This window comes from Halomonas sp. 1513 (assembly GCA_001971685.1).
In the GTDB taxonomy this organism is placed as follows: Bacteria; Pseudomonadota; Gammaproteobacteria; order Pseudomonadales; family Halomonadaceae; genus Franzmannia.
Map to the genome: position 1 here is coordinate 3,575,727 of CP019326.1, position 19,594 is coordinate 3,595,320.

General features: G+C 67.3%; 17 protein-coding genes. 12 read left to right on the forward strand and 5 right to left on the reverse strand.

Features of this window, described 5'->3' with window-relative positions; translation table 11 throughout:
* Both BWR19_16300 and BWR19_16305 read right to left on the reverse strand, forming a co-directional pair.
* Complete coding sequence (locus BWR19_16300; GenBank protein APX94370.1) at nt 1–1,065, reverse strand: LPS export ABC transporter permease LptG; 1,065 nt, start codon at nt 1,063–1,065, stop codon at nt 1–3.
* Nucleotides 1,065–2,144: an LPS export ABC transporter permease LptF gene (locus BWR19_16305; GenBank protein ID APX94371.1), complete on the reverse strand. Its 1,080-nt coding sequence runs from the start codon at nt 2,142–2,144 to the stop codon at nt 1,065–1,067. Before BWR19_16305 ends, BWR19_16300 begins: the two co-directional genes overlap by 1 nt.
* Nucleotides 2,145–2,291: 147 nt before the next feature.
* Here BWR19_16305 and BWR19_16310 point away from each other — a divergent pair, with 147 nt between their 5' ends.
* The 11 genes from BWR19_16310 (at nt 2,292) to BWR19_16360 (ending at nt 17,375) form a co-directional block, all read left to right on the forward strand.
* Nucleotides 2,292–3,812 carry a leucyl aminopeptidase gene (locus BWR19_16310; protein APX94372.1) on the forward strand — a complete coding sequence of 507 codons (1,521 nt, stop codon included), beginning with the start codon at nt 2,292–2,294 and terminating at the stop codon, nt 3,810–3,812.
* 155 nt (nt 3,813–3,967) lie between these two features.
* On the forward strand, nt 3,968–5,065 hold the full coding sequence (locus BWR19_16315) for a branched chain amino acid aminotransferase (protein ID APX94373.1): 1,098 nt from the start codon (nt 3,968–3,970) through the stop codon (nt 5,063–5,065).
* A 167-nt stretch (nt 5,066–5,232) separates the two neighbouring features.
* Nucleotides 5,233–5,688 carry a DNA polymerase III subunit chi gene (locus tag BWR19_16320; protein APX94374.1) on the forward strand — a complete coding sequence of 152 codons (456 nt, stop codon included), beginning with the start codon at nt 5,233–5,235 and terminating at the stop codon, nt 5,686–5,688.
* A 317-nt stretch (nt 5,689–6,005) separates the two neighbouring features.
* On the forward strand, nt 6,006–8,855 hold the full coding sequence (locus BWR19_16325; protein ID APX94375.1) for a valine--tRNA ligase: 2,850 nt from the start codon (nt 6,006–6,008) through the stop codon (nt 8,853–8,855).
* Nucleotide 8,856: 1 nt separating this feature from the next.
* Nucleotides 8,857–10,332, forward strand: a complete 1,476-nt coding sequence (locus BWR19_16330) for a sigma-54-dependent Fis family transcriptional regulator (protein ID APX94376.1) — start codon at nt 8,857–8,859, stop codon at nt 10,330–10,332.
* Between the two features lie 206 nt (nt 10,333–10,538).
* Nucleotides 10,539–11,651, forward strand: a complete 1,113-nt coding sequence (locus BWR19_16335; GenBank protein ID APX94377.1) for a C4-dicarboxylate ABC transporter — start codon at nt 10,539–10,541, stop codon at nt 11,649–11,651.
* Nucleotides 11,652–11,727: 76 nt separating this feature from the next.
* Nucleotides 11,728–12,330, forward strand: coding sequence for a C4-dicarboxylate ABC transporter permease (locus tag BWR19_16340; protein APX94378.1), 603 nt, complete (start codon nt 11,728–11,730; stop codon nt 12,328–12,330).
* A 15-nt stretch (nt 12,331–12,345) separates the two neighbouring features.
* The gene (locus tag BWR19_16345; GenBank protein APX94379.1) at nt 12,346–13,716 is read left to right on the forward strand and encodes a C4-dicarboxylate ABC transporter; all 1,371 of its coding nucleotides are present in this window, start codon (nt 12,346–12,348) and stop codon (nt 13,714–13,716) included.
* 30 nt (nt 13,717–13,746) lie between these two features.
* The gene (locus BWR19_16350; protein ID APX94380.1) at nt 13,747–14,529 is read left to right on the forward strand and encodes a 3-hydroxybutyrate dehydrogenase; all 783 of its coding nucleotides are present in this window, start codon (nt 13,747–13,749) and stop codon (nt 14,527–14,529) included.
* A gap of 20 nt (nt 14,530–14,549) precedes the next feature.
* Nucleotides 14,550–16,529, forward strand: coding sequence for an acetoacetate--CoA ligase (locus tag BWR19_16355; GenBank protein ID APX94381.1), 1,980 nt, complete (start codon nt 14,550–14,552; stop codon nt 16,527–16,529).
* A gap of 117 nt (nt 16,530–16,646) precedes the next feature.
* Entirely contained in the window at nt 16,647–17,375 is a 729-nt protein-coding gene (locus tag BWR19_16360) for a PA-phosphatase (protein APX94382.1), read from the forward strand.
* Between the two features lie 259 nt (nt 17,376–17,634).
* Here the strand turns inward: BWR19_16360 and BWR19_16365 are convergent, their stop codons facing one another.
* The gene (locus BWR19_16365; GenBank protein ID APX94383.1) at nt 17,635–18,090 is read right to left on the reverse strand and encodes a hypothetical protein; all 456 of its coding nucleotides are present in this window, start codon (nt 18,088–18,090) and stop codon (nt 17,635–17,637) included.
* A 108-nt stretch (nt 18,091–18,198) separates the two neighbouring features.
* Between BWR19_16365 and BWR19_16370 the strand changes: the two genes are divergently transcribed.
* Nucleotides 18,199–18,603, forward strand: a complete 405-nt coding sequence (locus BWR19_16370) for a GntR family transcriptional regulator (GenBank protein ID APX94384.1) — start codon at nt 18,199–18,201, stop codon at nt 18,601–18,603.
* Between the two features lie 15 nt (nt 18,604–18,618).
* Here the strand turns inward: BWR19_16370 and BWR19_16375 are convergent, their stop codons facing one another.
* Together BWR19_16375 and BWR19_16380 are read right to left on the reverse strand one after the other, a co-directional pair.
* Nucleotides 18,619–19,059 (reverse strand): lactoylglutathione lyase, encoded by a 441-nt coding sequence (locus BWR19_16375; protein ID APX94385.1) that lies wholly within the window; start codon nt 19,057–19,059, stop codon nt 18,619–18,621.
* Between the two features lie 31 nt (nt 19,060–19,090).
* Nucleotides 19,091–19,552: a metal-binding protein gene (locus BWR19_16380; GenBank protein ID APX94386.1), complete on the reverse strand. Its 462-nt coding sequence runs from the start codon at nt 19,550–19,552 to the stop codon at nt 19,091–19,093.
* Nucleotides 19,553–19,594: the final 42 nt, after the last annotated feature.

Sequence of the window (19,594 nt, forward strand, 5' to 3'; positions counted from 1 at the left end):
TCAGCCCGAGCGTCGTAGTAGATAAAACCCCAGGCCCGCGCAGATCAGCGTCGGGCCGAGTACCGCCCACACCGGCGAAAAGCCGAACACCGTCGAGGCCGGCGCCAGCAGGTCCTGCAGGTACTTGAAGCACAGCCCGGTCACCACCCCGTAGAAGACCCGGGTGCCGGCGGCTACGGTGCGCAGTGGACCGAACACGAAGGACGCCGCCACCAGCACCAGCGAGGCCATGGTCAGCGGCATCAGCATCTTCTGCCAAAAGTAGAGCAGCGGCTGGGTCGCCTGCAGCCCCTGGCCCTGCAGGTAGCGCGCATAGGCCCATAGCTCGCTGGGCGCCTGGCTGTTGACCGGGCGCAACAGGCGCCCGAGCTGGTCGGGGGTCAGCGTGGTCTGCCAGTCGAGGCGTTCGAGAGACTCGGCCGCGGTGCGCTGGTCCTCGAAGCGGGTGATCGAGACCTCTTCGAGGATCCAGCGGTCGTCGTTCCATACCGCGCGCTCGGCGGTGGTCGCCGCCAGCAGCGTCTCGCCCTCGAACTCGTAGCGGGTCAGGTCGAGCACGGTATTGTCGCCGCGGATCGCCCCGAAACGGTAGACCGTGTCGCCCTCGCGCTGCCAGCCGCCGCGCTGGGTGAGCACGGCGCCCTCGCCCTGCATCTGCTCAATACGCCAGGCGCTGGCAAACTGCTCGGTGCGCGGGCTGACATACTCGGCCACCAGCAGCACGACCACCACAACCAGCACGATCGGCTTCATCACCCCCCACAGGATCCGCGACAGCGAACGCCCGGCGGCGCGCATCACGGTCAGCTCGTTGCTCGAGGCCATGCTGCCCAGGCCGATCAGGGCGCCGATCAGCACGCCCACCGGGGCATACTGATAAAAGCGCCACGGCAGGCGCATGATCAGGTAGACGAGCACCTGAAAGGCCCCGTAGTCGCCTTCGACGTCGTCGAGATCGTTGATGTAGGAGATCACCAGATCGAGGCCGAGCAGTACCAACTGCACGACGATGATCGCCCCCAGCACGTTGCGCGCGATATAGCGGTCGAGACGGTCGGCGATCATCAGCGCATCCCCTTTTGCTGAGCGCGTTGCATCATGGCCAGGCCCAGCGCCAGGTAGGCGGCGTGAATCGGCCACATGCCCACCGCCGCCGGCAGCGCACCGCGGCCGATGGCGTCCTGGGCGGCGAGCAGCAGGCTCAGGTAACTGATGTGCAGGAAGATCGCCGGCAGCAGCTTGGCAAAGCGCCCCTGGCGCGGGTTGACCTTGGATAGCGGCATCGCCATCAGGGTCAGGATGAAGACCATCAGCGGCAGCCCGAAGCGCCACTGCAGCTGGGCGTGGGCGCGGCTGTCGTCGCTGCCCAGCAGCGCCAGCGTGGAGGCGTACTCCGGCGAGTCGACCTCGACCACCTCATCGCTCCTCGACAAGCGGACGGCGTAGGTAGCGAACTCCAGGCGCTCGGCCTCGAAGCGCCCCGGGTCGACGCTGTAGCGCTCGCCGTCGGCCAGCACCAGGAAACGGCTGCCGGTCTCGTCGTCGACGGTCTGGTAGCCGCTCTGGGCGCGGGTCACGCTATCTTCCGGGGTGCCGTCGGTACGCCGCTGGCGCTCGCTGATGAAGACGTTCTGCATGCGCGTCTGATTATCGGTGAAGCCCTCAACGTAGACCGTGCGCCCCGCCCCCAGGTCCTGGAAACGGCCCGGCGCCAGCGCCGAGAAATCCAGCTGGCTGCGCTGCTCCTCGAGGGTCACAGCGTTGTTGAGCGCGCCGGCCGGGGTCAACCATAGGCTGCACAGCGCCACCAGGACCGCCACCACGGCGGCCGGCACCAGGCTGATGGTCAACAGCCGCCGCGGGCTGGTACCGCAGGCCACCAGCACGGTGATCTCGCTGTTCAGGTAGAGCTGCCCGTAGGCCAGCAGGATGCCCAGAAAGAACGCCAGCGGCAGGATCAGCTCGAGGAACCCCGGCAGGTGGTAGAGCATCAGGGTGCCGAGGATGCTGGCCGGGATGTCGCCCTCGGCGGCATCGGTAAAATAGCGGATGAAGCGACTGCCCATGATCACCAGCAGCAGCACCCCGGCCACGGCGGCCATGGTCAGCAGGATCTCGCGGGTCAGGTAGCGAAATATGATCAAGAAACTCTCCCGGTGCTCCATGCAGGGCAGGTATCGCTCCCCATGCAATGGCGCAGCGCATTGCGTACACTGGACGGCATTCGGCTGCGGCAAGGCGTCGTGCCGGCATTATCCAGAATCCCCTTTCGCTTGTCTTGTGGAGACGTCATGGAATTCACTGTTCAGACGGCCAACCCGGCCAAGGTCGAGACGGCCTGTCTCGTGGTACCGGTATTCAAGGACGGCGACCTGCTGCCGGCCGCGGCCAAGCTCGACGATGCCAGCGAGCGCCTGATTGGACAGCTGATCGAGCGCGGTGACTTCAGCGCCAGCCTGGGTAACGTGCAGATGATTCCCTTCGCCCCCGGCGTCAGCGGCGAGCGCCTGCTGCTGGTGGGTCTGGGCGAGCGTGAAAAGTGCAACGAGGCCGCCTTCCGCAAGGCTCTCGACGCCGCCTTCGGCGCCCTGGCCAAGCTCCCGGTGAGCGACGCCGCAGCGGCCTTCACCGACGTGCCGGTCGGCGACCACGACAGCGCCTGGAAGGCGCGCATGACGCTGGAGGCCGCCGAGCGCGCCATCTATCGCTTCGTCGAATTCAAGTCCGACCCGGCCCCCGCGGCCAAGCTGGAGCGCGTCACGCTGCTGGTCAGCGACAGCGCCCAGGCCACTGCGGTCAAGCAGGGCGCGCGCATCGGCGCCGCCATTGGCGCCGGCATCAACGTCACCCGCACCCTGGGCAACCTGCCGGGCAACGTCTGCACGCCGCGCTACCTGGCCGAACAGGCCGAACAGCTGGGCAAGGGCTCCGGCGGGGCGCTCGAGGTCGAGATCCTCGACGAGGAGGCGCTGGAAGCGCTGGGCGCCGGCTCGCTGCTGTCGGTGGGCCGCGGTAGCGCCGAGCCGGCGCGGCTGATCGTCATGACCTACCAGGGCGCCGACAACCCCGACGACGCCCCCCACGTGCTGGTCGGCAAGGGCATCACCTTCGACACCGGCGGTATCTCGCTCAAGGCCGGCGAAGCCATGGACGAGATGAAGTTCGACATGTGCGGCGCGGCCAGCGTGTTCGGCACCGTCAACGCGGTGCTGGCGATCCGCCCCAAGATCAACCTGGTGGCGATCGTCGCCGCCGCCGAGAACATGCCCGACGGCAAGGCCACCAAGCCCGGCGACATCATCAAGACCCTCAAGGGGCTGACCGTCGAAGTCCTCAACACCGACGCCGAGGGGCGCCTGGTATTGTGCGACGCCCTGACCTACGCCGAGCGCTTCGAGCCCGCCAGCGTGGTGGACATCGCCACCCTCACCGGTGCCGCCATCATCGCCCTGGGCCACCACGCCACCGGCCTGCTGTCCAACGACGACGACCTGGCGCTGGACCTGCTCGAGGCCGGCGAGACCGCCTGGGATCGCGCCTGGCACCTGCCGCTGTGGGACGAGTACCAGGAGCAGCTCGACTCCAACTTCGCCGACCTGGCCAACATCGGCGGGCGCCCGGCAGGCACCATCACCGCGGCCTGCTTCCTGTCACGCTTCGCCGACAAGTTCCCCTGGGCGCACCTCGACATCGCCGGCACCGCCTGGAGCTCCGGTAAGCAGAAAGGTGCCAGCGGTCGCCCGGTGGGCCTGTTGACCCAGTACCTGCTCGATCGCGAGGCCGACGCCGAGGTCGAAACCGACGCCGAATGATGCCTGAGCTTCCCGGGGGGTTGCCTTTTTTGCGCGGCGACTTTCTCATGGGAAGCCTGACATGCTTCCACGCACCGAGTCGCCCACGCGACTCGGTGTTCCTGTATCACCCTGAGGCCACTGCCGCGCCCCAGGGGTAGCGGAGACCCTTTGCCGTGCCCACTGCAAGCTTTGCCCAACTGCCCAACGCCCAACCCACGGCGGACATCATTCGCAAGGACATCCTTGCCAATCCCGGTTTCGGCCGCTATTTCAGCGACCATATGGCGCATATCCGCTGGACCCTCGATGCCGGCTGGCACGGTCACGAGGTGCGCCCCTACGGCCCGCTGACCCTCGACCCCGCCGCTGCGGTGCTGCACTACGGTCAGGAGATCTTCGAGGGCATCAAGGCCTACCGCCACGACGACGGCTCGGTGTGGACCTTCCGACCCGAGAAGAACGCCGAGCGCTTCCGCCGCAGCGCACGCCGCCTGGCGCTGCCTGAGCTCTCCGACGAGGACTTCATCGGCTCGCTCAAGGCACTGCTCGCCCACGACCAGGGCTGGGTGCCGACACCGTCCAGCGAAGCCGACGAGTGCAGCCTCTACCTGCGCCCGTTCATGATCGCCAGCGAGACCTTCCTCGGCGTGCGCCCCTCCCACGAGGTCGACTACTACGTGATCGCCTCGCCGGCGGCGGCCTACTTCAAGGGCGGCGTCGAGCCGGTGTCGATCTGGCTGTCGGCCAACTACAAGCGCGCCGCCGCCGGCGGCACCGGCTTCGCCAAGTGCGGCGGCAACTACGCCGCCTCGCTGGCCGCCCAGAAGGAAGCCGAGGCCCACGGCTGCGGCCAGGTCGCCTTCCTCGACGCCGCCGAGAACAAGTGGATCGAAGAGCTGGGCGGCATGAACCTGTTCTTCGTGTTCAAGGACGGCCGCATCGTCACCCCCAAGCTGACCGGCACCATCCTCGAGGGCGTGACCCGCGACTCGGTGCTGACCCTGGCCCGCGACGCCGGCCTGCAGCCGGAAGAGCGCCATATCAGCATCGACGAGTGGCGCGACGGCGCCGCCTCCGGCGAAATCACCGAAGTCTTCGCCTGCGGCACCGCCGCGGTGATCACCCCGGTGGGCGAGCTGGTCGGAGAGGATGAGCGGATCCGCTGCCAGCCCAGCGACAACCCGGTGGCCAAGCAGATCCGCCGCACCCTGCTCGACCTGCAGTACGGCCGCGCCGAGGACACCCACGGCTGGCTGACCCGGCTGGTGTAATAGCAGCTCTCACAGCGGTTACGCCCCCCCCACCGACGTGGCGGGGCGTCGCCGGGCAGGTCGTAGCGGAGGTTTGCGCCATGGATGGCGCAAGGTAGCGTACAGTGAAGTATTCACAGCGCCTCCGCGAAGACCTGCCCGGCGGGACAGCCCCAGGCAGACCCCAGATGACTCAAGTCGATTTCTACGTCCTACCCGACACCACGCTGGAGGCCCGGCTGGCCTTCGCCTGCCGGCTCACCGAAACCATCCAGCGCAAGGGCTACCGCCTGCACCTGCACGCCGAAGACGAGGCCATGGCCCGTCAGCTCGACGAGCTGCTGTGGACCTTCCGCCCCGACGCCTACGTGCCCCACGCCCTGGCCGGCAGCGAGATGGCCAGCCAGGTGCCGGTAGTGATCGGCTGGCAGGGGCCGCCGGACCCCGCCGAGGAGCACCCCCAGGCGATGCTCAACCTGCATCCCGAGATCCCCGAATGGTTCTCGCGCTTCGAACGGGTCGCCGAGATCATCAACCAGCACCAGGAGGTGCTGAGGGCCAAGCGCGCCTGCTGGAAGACCTACAAGGACCGCGGCTACCCGGTCAAGGCGCACCAGCTGGCGGGGCAAGAGGGCCGCGGCTGACTCTCTGGCGTAGTGAAGCTCGGGGCACTTGCCCTGCATTGCCAAGCTTAGGGGCGCCGGGGGCAGGCCGAAGAGGGGGTTTGCGCCATGGATGGCGCAAGGTAGCGCCCAGGGATGGGTTTACAGCGCCCCCTCGCAGGCCTGCCGCCGGATCAGCCCCGGGACAACGACGCTGAAACCGGGCCAGCTCCGAGCACCAGGCTGACGCCAAGCGCCTCATCGCGCTATAATCGAGCCCATTTTTCGCACGCCTAGACGATTTCCTGCCGCCCGGCGCCACGCCCCGGCGGCGACCATTTCTGGACCCGGAACGCCCCATGGACAAGACCTACCAACCCGAGCAGATCGAATCCCGCTGGTACCAGCGCTGGGAAGCCGACGGCCGCTTCGCGCCGTCCGGCCAAGGCGAGCCCTACGCGATCATGATCCCGCCGCCCAACGTCACCGGCAGCCTGCACATGGGCCATGCGTTCCAGGACACCATCATGGACACCCTGATCCGCTGGCGACGCATGCAGGGCCACAACACCCTGTGGCAGGTGGGCACCGACCATGCCGGCATCGCCACCCAGATGCTGGTCGAGCGCAAGGTCGCCGCCGAGGAGGGCAAGACCCGCCACGACCTCGGCCGCGACGCCTTCATCGACAAGGTCTGGGAGTGGAAGCACGAATCCGGCGGGCACATCACCCGCCAGCTGCGCCGCATGGGCGCCAGCGTCGACTGGAGCCGCGAGCGCTTCACCATGGACGACGGCTTCTACAAGGCGGTGCAGGAGACCTTCGTGCGCCTCTATGAAGAGGACCTGATCTACCGCGGCAAGCGGCTGGTCAACTGGGACCCGACCCTGCACACCGCCATCTCCGACCTCGAGGTGGAGAATCGCGACCAGCAGGGCCAGTTCTGGCACTTCCGCTACCCGCTGGCCGACGGCGTGACCACCGACGCCGGCCTCGATTATCTGGTCGTCGCCACCACCCGCCCCGAGACCCTGCTCGGCGACACCGGCGTGGCGGTCAACCCGGAAGACCCGCGCTACGCCTCGCTGGTCGGCAAGTACGTCGAGCTGCCGCTGGTCGGCCGCCGGATTCCCATCGTCGCCGACGAGCACGCCGATATGGAGAAGGGCTCGGGCTGCGTGAAGATCACCCCGGCCCACGACTTCAACGACTACGAAGTGGGCCGCCGCCAGGGGCTGCCGCTGATCAACGTCTTCACCCAGGACGCGGCGATCCTGCCCCAGGCCGAAGCCTTCGATATCCAGGGCCGGCCGCTGCCCGACATCGACCCGACCCTGCCCCAGGCCTACGCCGGGCTCGACCGTTTCACGGCGCGCGAACAGATCGTCGCCGACATGCAGGCCGCCGGCCTGCTCGAGCAGGTCGAGGCGGTCAACAACACCCTGCCGTTTGGCGATCGTAGCGGCGACGTCATCGAGCCGCTGCTCACGGACCAGTGGTTCGTCGCCGTGGAGAGCCTCGCCAAGCCCGCCATCGAGGCGGTGGAGAACGGCGACATCCAGTTCGTGCCCAAGAACTACGAGAACATGTACTTCGCCTGGATGCGCGACCTGCAGGACTGGTGCATCTCGCGTCAGCTGTGGTGGGGCCACCGCATCCCGGCCTGGTATGACGCCGAGGGCAACGTCTACGTCGCCCGCAGCGAAGCCGAGGCCCGCGACAAGCACGGCCTGGGCGACGACGTCACCCTGACCCAGGACGACGACGTGCTCGACACCTGGTTCAGCTCCGGGCTGTGGACCTTCGGCACCCTGGGCTGGCCGGAGCAGACCCCGGAGCTCGAGACCTTCCACCCCTCCAGCGTGCTGGTCACCGGCTTCGACATCATCTTCTTCTGGGTCGCGCGGATGATCATGCTGACCCTCAAGTTCACCGGCGAGGTGCCCTTCAAGCAGGTCTACGTCCACGGCCTGGTGCGCGACGGCCAGGGCCAGAAGATGTCCAAGTCCAAGGGCAACGTGCTCGACCCCATCGACCTGATCGACGGCATCACCCTGGATGACCTGCTCGAGAAGCGTACCGGCAACATGATGCAGCCGCAGAAGGCCAAGGCCATCGGCAAGGCGACCCGCGCCGAGTTCCCCGAGGGCATCGAGCCCCACGGCACCGACGCGCTGCGCTTCACCTTCCTCTCCCAGGCCACCACCGGGCGCGACATCAAGTTCGACATGGGCCGCCTGGACGGCTACCGCAACTTCTGCAACAAGCTGTGGAACGCCTCGCGCTACGTGCTGATGAACGCCGAGGGCGAGGATTGCGGAGCAGCCGGCGGCGACATCGAGCTGTCGCTGGCCGATCGCTGGATCGTCTCGCGGCTGCAGCAGACCGAGGCCCAGGTCACCAAGGCGATGGAGGAGTTCCGCTTCGACCACGCCTCGCAAGCGCTCTATGAATTCGTCTGGAACGAGTACTGCGACTGGTACCTGGAGCTCTCCAAGCCGGTGCTGTGGGATGAAGCGGCGGCCTCCGAAGCCAAGCGCGGCACCCGGCGCACCCTGGTGCGCGTTCTCGAGGCGATTCTGCGCCTGGCCCACCCGATGATGCCCTACATCTCCGAGGAGATCTGGCAGCGGGTGGCGCCCCTGGCCGGCAAGGCCGCCGGTGACGGTAGTGATTCGATCATGAATCAGCCCTGGCCGCAGCCGGAAGAGCGCAAGATCGACGAGCAGGCGATTCGCGATATCGAGTGGCTCAAGGGTGTGATCGTGGCGGTGCGCAATATCCGCGCCGAGATGAACATCGCCCCGGGCAAGCCGCTGGAGGTGCTGCTGACCAAGGGTGGCGACGCCGACCGCCAGCGCCTGGAAGCCAACCGCCCGTTCCTCGCCAAACTGGCCAAGCTGGAAAGCGTCACTTGGCTCGACGACCCGAAGCAGGCGCCGCTCTCGGCCACCCAGCTGGTCGGCGAGATGGAAGTCCTGGTGCCGATGGCCGACCTGATCGACAAGGACACCGAGCTCGCCCGCCTGGCCAAGGAGATCGACAAGCAGGACAAGCTGATCGGTGGCATCGAGAAGAAGCTCGGCAATGAGGGCTTCATCGCCAAGGCGCCGGAGGCGGTGGTGGAGAAGGAGCGCGGCAAGCTGGCCGACTTCCAGGCCGCGCGCCGGCTGCTGGTCGAGCAGCGCGACAAGATCGCCGCGCTCTGAAATGGCGCCCCCCGGCAGCAAAGGCTTCGGTCAGTCGCCCTTCCCCGGCGGGGTCGACCGCGGCCTGACGCTGGAGTCGATCAGTGCGCTGTTCCCGGTCTTCGAGCAGGCCAGCGCCGGGGCGATCTCGGTAGACGCCGAGAGCCGCCTGACCTGGATCAACGACAGCTACTGCCGACTGCTGGGTATCGAGGATCCCGAGACGGTGATCGGGCGACCGGTGGCCGAGGTCATCCCCACCACGCGGATGCCCGAAGTGGTTCGCTCGGGGCGGCCGCTGCTGCTGGATATCATGGAGTATCGCGGCCAGCAGCTGGTGGTGATGCGCCTGCCGGTGTTCAACGATGCCGGAACCCAGGTGCAGGGCGCGGTGGCCTTCGTGCTGTATGACGACCTGCAGCCGCTGACGCCGCTGGTCAGCAAGTATCGTCGCCTGCAGAGCGACCTGGCCGCCGCCAAGCGCGCCCTGGCCAAGCGCGGTGCGCGCTACGAGATGGCCGACTTCGTGGGCGCCAGCGCGGCGGTGCTCGAGGTCAAGCGCCGCGCGCGCCTGGCCGCTGCGCGCAATACCCCGGTGCTGCTGCTCGGCGAGACCGGCACCGGCAAGGAGGTGCTGGCCCAGGCCGTCCACGCCAGCTCGCCCCGCGCCGAGCGCCCTTTCGTGGCGGTCAACGTTGCCGCCATCCCCGACAACCTGCTCGAGGCCGAGTTCTTCGGCGTGGCCCCGGGGGCCTACACCGGCGCCGACAAGCGCCAGCGCCAGGGCAAGTTCCAGCTCGCCGACGGCGGCACCCTGTTCCTCGATGAAGTCGGCGACATGCCGGGGCACCTGCAGGCCAAGCTGCTGCGCGCGCTGCAGGAGGGCGAGGTGGAGCCGCTGGGCTCCAACGAAGTGGCGCCGGTAGACGTGCGGGTGATCGCCGCGACCAGCCGCAACCTCGAGGAGATGGTCGCCGACGGCAGCTTCCGCGCCGACCTCTACTATCGCCTCAACGTGCTCAGCATCCGCGTGCCGACCCTGCGCGAGCGGCTGGTGGACCTGGGCATCCTGTGCGACACCATCCTCGAAAAGCTGGCCGCCGAGAGCGGCGAGCCGCGCGCCGAAATTACCGCCGAGGCGATCAACGTGCTGCGCCAGCACGACTGGCCGGGCAATATCCGCGAGCTGCGCAACACCCTGGAGCAGACCCTGGCGCTCAACGAGGAGTGCAGCGTCATCGACGTGCCGCAGCTGCTGACAGCACTGCCGGCGCCGGCACGGCGCGGGCGCCAGCCCGGCGTGCCGAGCGCCCCGGTGCGCCCGCTGCAGGAAGCGGTACGCGACGCCGAGCGCAGCGCCATCCATAACGCCCTCACCGCCAGCGGCGGCAACAAGGCCCAGGCCGCGCGGCTGCTCGGCATCCCCCGCTCGGTGCTCTATGAGAAGCTCGGCCGCCTGGCCGATATGTCCGACGTGTCCGATAATTCGGACATGTGATCGGAGTTACGGACATATTACCTACTACCAAAGACAAATATCGTCTGTTTTGACGGACATATTCGCCCGACGCACGACTGACGAAATCCCGTAACTCCTTGTTTACTCGCTGTTCCCGATTGTTGGCATGAACTCTGCATTACTCTCGGCAAGCATCGCCCTGCGGCGTTGTTGACCAAGAATAACGATGACCATCAGGAGCTATCATGTCGTTCAATCGCCCTCTCACTTCGCTAGTCCGTCCCATCGCGCTCGGCGTCACTACCGCTGCCGTGCTGGTGGGCGCCGGCCTGAGCAGCGCCCAGGCCCAGGAACGCGTGCGCTGGCAGGTGCCGATCGCCTTCCCCTCGCATCTGGTCGGCCTGAGCACGCCGGTGCGCTACCTCAGCGAATCCCTCGATGAGGTTTCGGGTGGCAACATCAACCTGCGCTACTACGAGCCGGGTGAACTGATCCCGCCGTTCGAGATCCTCGATGCAGTATCCGAAGGCCGCTACGACGCCGGCTTTACCTGGGTCGGCTACGACCAGGGCAGCATTCCGTCGCTGCCGCTGTTCGCCGGCGCGCCGTTCGGCATGGAGCCCCCGGCCTACCTGGCATGGCACTACTTCGGCGGCGGCCGCGAGCTGCTCGAGGAGATCTACGCCGACTACGACGTACACCCGCTGCTGTGCAGCATGATCGGCCCCGAGGCTGCCGGCTGGTTCGCCGAGCCCCTCGAAGATCTCGACCAGATCGACGGCCTGCGCATCCGTTTTGCCGGCATCGGCGGCCAGGTGATGGAGCGTCTCGGCGCCTCGGTGACCATGATCCCGGGCGGCGAGCTCTACCAGGCCATGGAGCGCGGCACCATCGACGCCATGGAGTTCTCGGCACCCGCCGTAGACCGTATCCTGGGCATGCAGGAGATCGTCCAGAACTACGTGCTGCCGGGCTGGCACCAGACCTTCACCACCGCCCACCTGCTGGTCAACAAGGACAGCTGGGAGTCCCTCGAGCCGCAGACCCGCGCGCAGATCGACATGGGCTGCCGCGCCGCCACCCTGTACGGCTACTCGGAAAGCGAGATGGAGAACCCCAAGGCACTGCAAGACTTCGAGGATGAAGGCGTCAACGCCCAGGTGCTGTCGGATGACATCCTCCATGAGCTGCGCCGCGTGACCAATGAGGTGCAGGACGAGATCGCTGCCGAGGACGAAATGTTCGGCCGCGTGCTCGAGAGCCAGCAGGACTTCATGCGTCTGCACGGCAACTGGCACGTCAAGGGCCATCTGCCGCGCTCCTACTACGCGCCGGAAGAGATCGGTAGCAACGACTGATTCACGCCTGTGATACCGCCACCGGTCGCTTGCGACCGGTGGTTCGTGCATGCCCCTATCGCCACGGAGTGACCCGATGAGCGTTCGTGAACAAGGGTCGGGCGACGGCGAACACGCCAGCCTCGACCTGCCCACCAACCGCATCAGCCACCTGCTCGACAGTGTCATACTGCAGCTGGGCAAGGCCGCCTCCTGGCTATGGCTGGCGACCCTGGCGGTGGTGCTGACCAATGTGGTCAATCGTTTTATCCTCGGCCGCGGTTCGATCGCCCTGGAGGAGCTGTCCTGGCACTTCTTCGGCGCCGCCATGGTCCTGACACTGGCCTACGCCGTGGTCACCAACGACCATGTCCGGGTCGATGTGATCCGCGAGAAGTTTACGCTGCGCACCCAGGCGTGGATCGAACTGCTGGCCATCGTGATCCTGCTACTACCCATTCTTTATATCGTGCTGGTCGAGCTCTACCAGTACGGCTATCGCTCGTTTACACGCGGCGAGCGCTCCCAGGCCCCCAGCGGCCTGCCCTATCGCTTCATCATCAAGACCGTGATCCCCATCGGCCTGAGTCTAGTGGCCATCGCTATCGTGTCCCGCGCGCTGCGCTGCAGCACGCTACTGTTCGGCTATCCGCGGCGCTTCCTGAGCCCCGCCGAGCGCAACCAGCGCCCTTCTGACTGAATCACGAGGTTGATCATGGGATTGGAAGAAATTCTCGTACTGGCGATGTTCGCCAGCTTCATGAGCCTGCTGCTGCTGGGCTTCCCGGTGGCCTGGGCGCTGGCCGGCATCGGCTTCGCCTTCGCCGTGCTCGGCCATGTGCTGGTGGAGTTCTTCGACGCCGACCTGTGGTTCAGCTGGGGCGGCACCATCGGCGTGCTCGACCGACGCATCTACGGCATCGTCGCCAATGAGCTGATGGTGGCGCTGCCGCTATTCATCTTCATGGGCATCATGCTCGACCGCTCGGGCATCGCCGAGCGACTGATGAACTCGCTGGTCAAGGTGCTCGGCGGCCTGCGCGGCGGCTATGCCGTCACCGTGGTGATCGTCGGCGTGCTGCTGGCCGCCTCCACCGGCATCGTCGGCGCCTCGGTGGTGCTGCTCGGCATGCTGTCGCTGGGGCCGATGATGCGCGCCCAGTACAACAAGTCGCTGGCGGTGGGTACCGCCTGCTCGGTAGGCACCCTGGGCATCCTGGTGCCGCCGAGCATCATGCTGGTGCTGATGGCCGACCGCCTGGGCACCTCTGAGGCCTCGGTGGGCCGGCTGTTCATGGGCGCGCTGGTGCCCGGCATCATGCTGGGTCTGATGTACATCGCCTATATCGTCATCGCCGCCTATATCAAGAAAGACCTGGCCCCGGCGCCCAAGGATCGCGAGCCGCTGAACGCCCGCGCCTTCGTGCAGGTGTTCTGGGCGGTACTGCCGCCGATGGCGCTGATCCTGGCAGTGCTGGGCTCGATCTTCACCGGCTTCGCCACCACCACCGAGGCCTCGGCAGTAGGCGCGCTGGGCGCCATGCTGCTGGCCCTGCTCAACCGCCGCCTGACCCTGACCGCACTGCGCAAGGCGCTCTACCAGACCAGCCGCACCACCGCCTTCATCTTCGCGATCTTCATCGGCGCGACGATCTTCGCCGCGGTGCTGCGCGGGCTGGGCGGCGACGACGTGGTGCGCCTCGCACTCACCGGCCTGCCGTTCGGCGAGACCGGCATCGTGCTGACGGTGCTGGCGGTGGTGTTCCTGCTCGGCTTCTTCCTCGACTGGGTGGAGATCACCCTGATCATCCTGCCACTGGTGGCACCGGTGGTATTCAGCCTAGGCGTCGATCCGGTATGGTTCGCGATCCTCTTCGCGATCTGCCTGCAGACCTCGTTCCTGACGCCGCCGGTGGGTTTCGCGCTGTTCTATATCAAGGGCGTCTGCCCACCGGGCGTGACCACCCGCGACATCTACATCGGCGTGGCGCCCTTCGTCGCCATCCAGTTGCTCGGGCTGCTGCTGGTGTTCTGGTTCTCGGGGCTGGCCACCTGGCTACCTGGTGAAGTCTACGGCGGTCGCTGACCGCCCTTCCCCCTCTGTGGAGACAACCGCATGCGCATGACTGACAAGATTGCCCTGATCACCGGCGCCGCCGGTGGTATCGGCCTGGCGATTGCCCAGGGCTTCGCCCGCGAGGGCGCCAAGGTTGCCATCAGCGACCTCGACCTGGACGCCGCCGAGCGCGCTGCTGCCGGTATCCGCGATGCCGGCGGCGAGGCGATGGCGGTGGCCATCGACGTCACCGACGAAGCCGCCATGGATGCCGGCTTCGCCAGGGTGGTGGACGCCTGGGGCCGCATCGACGTGGCGGTCGCCAACGCCGGCATTCAGCACATCGAAGCGCTGGACAAGCTGAGCTTCGCCAACTGGCGCAAGGTCACCAGCGTGCACCTCGACGGCGCCTTCCTGACCACCCGCGCCAGCCTGCGCCAGATGTACCAGCAGCAGGGTGGCGGCTGCATCCTCTACATCGGCTCGGTGCACAGCAAGCTGGCCTCACCGCTCAAGGCGCCCTATGTCGCCGCCAAGCACGGCCTGCTCGGGCTGTGCCGCGCGGTGGCCAAGGAGGGTGCCGCCCACGGCGTCAGCGCCAATGTGATCTGCCCCGGCTTCGTGCGCACCCCGCTGGTGGAGAAGCAGATCCCCGAGCAGGCCCGCGAGCTGGGTATCAGCGAGGAGGAGGTGATCCGCGACGTGATGCTCAAGGACACCGTCGATCAGGAATTCACTACCCTGGAAGATATCAGCGAGGTGGCGGTCAACCTGGCGGCCTTCCCCACGGCGGCGCTGACCGGTCAGTCGGTGGTGGTCAGCCACGGCTGGTATATGCAATGACAGCAGGAGAGACCCCGCACATGGACACGGCAGAGATCCTCTGGGAGCCCGGCCCGGCGCAGTATGAGCAGAGCCAGATGGCCCACTACCTGCGCTGGCTGGCCAAGGCCGGCTACGGCGATTTCGCCGACTATCAGGCGCTGCACGCCTGGTCGATCGCCGACCTCGAGGCCTTCTGGCGCTCGGTATGGGAGTTCTGCGGCCTCGAGGCCGAAACACCCCCCACGGCGATGCTCGGCCGCCGCGAGATGCCCGGCGCCGAGTGGCTGCCGGGTGCGCGGCTCAACGTCGCCGCCAACCTGCTGCGTCACGCCCGCGGCGAACGCGCCGAGCAGGAAGCGGTGGTGGCCATGGCCGAATGCCGCGACACGCGGCGGGTCACCTTCGCCGAGCTCTACGACGACGTGGGCGCCTTCGAGGGCGTGCTGCGCGAGCACGGCGTGCAGGTCGGCGAGCGTGTCGCCGGCCTGGTGGCCAACGGCTACGAGGCGCTGGTGGCCATGCTCGGCGCGGCGAGCCTCGGTGCGGTGTGGTCGTCGGCCTCGCCGGACTTCGGCGTCGAGGCCACCGTCGACCGCTTCGGCCAGATCGAGCCGGCGCTGCTGGTGGCGGTCAACGGCTACGGCTACGGCGGCAAGACCTTCCCACGCCTCGAGCAGATCAGCCAGCTCGCCGAACGCCTGCCCAGCGTGCGCCAGGTGATCGTGGTCGACCAGCTGCCCGGCACCGGCCTGCCGCCGGGCGAGCGCTTCAGCGCCTGGGACGCGGCGCTGGCCCGCCACCGCGGCAGCGCGCCGTCGTTTACCCCGCTGCCCGCCGACCATCCGCTCTATATCCTTTACTCCTCGGGCACCACCGGCAAGCCCAAGTGCATCGTCCATGGCGCCGGCGGCATCCTGCTCAACCACGCCAAGGAGCTGATGCTGCACGGCGACCTGGGCCCCGGCGACCGCCTGCTCTACTTCACCACCTGCGGCTGGATGATGTGGAACTGGCAGGCCTCTGGGCTGCTCGCCGGCGCCACCCTGGTGACCTACGACGGCTCGCCGGGTTATCCGGACATGGACCTGATGTGGCGCACCGCCGCCGCCGAACGCCTGACCCACTTCGGCACCAGCGCGCGCTTCCTCGCCGAGTGCCGCAAGCAGCAGCTGAGCCCGGGCCGCGATCATGACCTCGGCGCGCTGCGGGTAATCTTCTCCACCGGCTCGCCGCTGCTGCCGGAAGACTACGACTGGGTCTACGGCGATGTCTCCGGCGACCTGCTGCTCGGCTCGATCGCCGGCGGCACCGATATCTGCGGCTGCTTCGTCGGCAGCAGCCCGCTGCTGCCGGTGCGCCGCGGCGAGATCCAGTGCCGCTTCCTGGGCGTCGACGCGGTGGCCTACTCCCCTGACGGCGAGGCCCTCGATAACGCCCGCGGCGAGCTGGTGTGTCGCCAGCCGCTGCCGTCGATGCCGGTCAGCTTCTGGGACGACCCGGATGGCCAGCGCTACCACGACGCCTACTTCGCCAGCTTCCCGGGGGTCTGGGCCCACGGCGACTTCGTGCGCTTCACCCCCGAGGGCGGCGCGGTGATCTACGGCCGCTCCGATGCCACCCTGAACCCCGGCGGCGTGCGCATCGGCACCGCCGAGATCTACCGCCAGGTGGAGACCGTGGAGGCCGTGGCCGACAGCCTGGTGGTGGGCCGCCCCGTCGACGGCGATGTGGAAGTGGTGCTGCTGGTGACCCTGGCTCCCGGTCAGACCCTCGACGAGGCGCTGCTCAAGCAGCTGCGCCAGCGCATCCGCCAGCACGCCAGCCCGCGCCATGTGCCGGCGCATATCGTCGCGGTACCCGCGGTGCCCTACACCCGCAGCGGCAAGAAGGTCGAGCTGGCGGTGGCGCGCATGCTGCAGGGCGACGCCAAGGCCGAGAACCGCAGCGCGCTGAGCAATCCGGAATCGCTGGATGCCATCCGTGACGCCCTCGGCGAGGCCAGGCTGCTGCCGACCTGACAGCCGTTCAGCACGGCATCACGTGGCAGAGGATGAGGTCCCGCAACGCGGGGCCTCATCACATTCACCGGCTCGGCTGCTAGAATGGCGCAAATCTTACAGCAGCGTGACGTTTTCATGACCCAGCCGCCCTCCTCCTTTCATCCCCTGCGTATTCTCTTCTACAACCTGCTCGGCATCGCCCTGGTGCTCAGCTGGTGGTCGCCCAATCTGCTGATCTGGGAAGAGCTCGACGACGCGGTGTTCTTCGTCACCAACGCCTGGCTGCATGACGACAACATGCTGTGGGTAACCTTCGTCGCCGCGGTCAACAACCGGCTGTTCGATGTGGTCAGCTTCCTGATCCTGCTGGGCCTCTACCTCTGGGCAATCCGCCGCGACCCGCTGCTCGAGCATCGGCTGCTGCGCTGGGGCGGGATCGGTATCACCATGCTGCTCACCGCCGGCATCCTCAGCCAGGCGGTACGCTACGCCATCCCCTGGGAGCGCTACAGCCCGACGCTGGTCTACGACGACGTCAACCTGATCACCCAGATGGTCGGCTTCGACACCAAGGACGTCTCGACCACCAGCTTTCCCGGCGATCACGGCATGATGTTGATGCTGTTCACCGCCTTCCTGTGGCGCTTCTCCGGCCGCACGGTTGGCCTGGCCAGCGCGCTGATGGCCATCGTGCTGAGCTTTCCGAGGATACTCGGCGGTGCCCACTGGTTCAGCGACATCTTCATCGGCGCGCTGGCGATCTGCCTGGTCACCCTGCCCTGGGTGCTGTGCACCCCCGTGGCACCGGCCACGGCCCGCGGCATCACCCGCGGCATGGTAGCGGTCAAGACCCGGCTGCTCTAGCCATCAACGCCTGAACAACGTAGCGCTATCGCAATTGCTCCTCAGCGAAGAACGCCGGGGACAGGCCGAAGAGGAGGTTCTACGCCATGGGTTAGGAGCACTGCTCCTAACGGGCTGGCCATGGATGGCCAGCCCCGGTCCTGCAAGCGGAGCAGGATGCGAGAGCGAAGCAGGGCGTAGGTAGCGCCCAAGGAAGGGTTTACAGCGCCTCCTCGCAGGCCTGTCGACGGATCAGTTCGAGCGGTGTTGAGACTACGATTCAGCGGCGCTGAAAGCCCCCCAGCACGCGACTGTCGCTGCCGAAGAAAACCAGGCGGTCATGGTCGATCAGGTAGCGGTAGGCGTTTTCCAGCATATCCTCGACGCGCTGGGCGTCGGCCATATCGGGGCAGGCCCGGCGGGTCGAGGCCAGGTCGCTGACGCGGATGCGGTTGCCATCATCGAACTGCACCCGCCCGCTGAGCTGGTTGCAGCCGTTGCTGCCACTCAGGCGTAGCTCGCCATTGGCGCGCTCGACCTCGATATAGGGGCGTTGCTCGCCGGACCAGCGCTCGGCGGTGCCCAGCAGGATCAGCTGCCAACGCTCGCCGACCATCGGTGACTGCTCGGCGCGGGTATCGGGCTCAGGGGCTCGCTCGGGGTCCGGCGCAGGGGAGCGGGCACAGCCTGCCATAACCGCCATCGCCAGCAGCGCGGGAATCCATGTCTTGCGCATCGTCGTTCCTCGGTGAATGACTCCGGCGACAAGAGTGCCGCAAGGCTCTCCGCTTGGCCAGCCCAGCCTGTATCATGGAGTCTGGACGACACTGCTCACGGAGAGACCATGCTTCACGCGCTGCACAACGACGATCTGGGAAAACTGCTCCTGCGCCTCTCGGTGGGCGGCCTGATGCTGCTGCACGGCATCGCCAAGCTCACCAACCCCGGCAGCCTGACCTGGATCGGCAACGCCCTCAGCGCCCAGGGGCTGCCGAGCTTTCTCGCCTACGGCGTGCTGATCGGCGAGATCGTCGCCCCGCTGATGGCGATCATCGGCCTGCAGGCACGCCTCGCCGGCCTGCTGATGACGTGCAACATGCTGGTGGCAATCTTCCTGGTGCATCGCCACGAGCTGCTCGATTTCCAGGCCAACGGCGCCTGGGCGCTGGAGCTGCAGGGTCTGTTCCTGTTCGGCGCCGCCGCCATCATGTTCCTGGGCAGCGGGCGCACCGCCTACCGGCCGGACTGAGTAGGTCGGCGCCTTCTACCAGCTGCCGGTATTCTCCATCGAAGCCCAGGGCTCGCGGGGCTCAAGGGCGTCGCCCTTCTGCAGCAGCTCCACCGAGATGCCGTCCGGCGATTTGACGAACGCCATATGGCCGTCTCGCGGCGGGCGATTGATGGTCACGCCGCTGTCCTGCAGGTGCTGGCAGAGCGCATAGATATCGTCGACGCGGTAGGCCAGGTGACCGAAGTTGCGCCCGCCGGTGTACTCCTCAGGGTCCCAGTTGTAGGTCAGTTCCAGCTCCGGCGCCTTGAGCTCGGCACTGCGTGCCTCGTCCTCGGGTGCGGCGAGGAAGACCAGGGTGAAGCGGCCCTTGTCGTTCTCCTTGCGGCGCACCTCCTTGAGGCCCAGCAGGTCGCAGTAGAAGTGCAGCGAGGCGTCGAGGTCGCTGACGCGCACCATGGTGTGCAGATATTGCATGGGTTGCCTCCTTGGCTGATGAGAAACGGCGCTAGTCGTGGATGTATTCCTGGAAGATCTGCGGCGCCTCGTGCTGCCCGCCGAAGGCCAGCACCGCATAGTCGTCGACGCGGCCGGTCTCCATGCCCGGCGAGCCGTGGGGCATGCCGGGCACCGCCAGTCCGGCGACCTCCGGCGACTCCTCGAGCAGGCGCTGGATATCCTGCGCCGGCACGTGGCCCTCGATGACGTACCCCTCGACCACCGCGGTGTGGCAGGAGGCCATCTCCTGGGGCACGCCGTGCTCGATCTTGACGTCGCGCATCTCGCGGGTGTCATGCATCTCGACCTCGAAACCGGCCGCCTCGAGGTGCTCGGCCCAGGCGGTGCAGCAGCCGCAGTTGGGGTCTTTCCACATCTCCACCAGGGGGCCTGCCCAGGCCGCGGTGGAGAAGGCACTCAACAGGCCGATGCCAACCAGGCGGCGGGCGGCAGTAGGAAACAGGCTCGACATGGCGACTCCTCGATGCTAACGATAACGACCACAGACATTCAG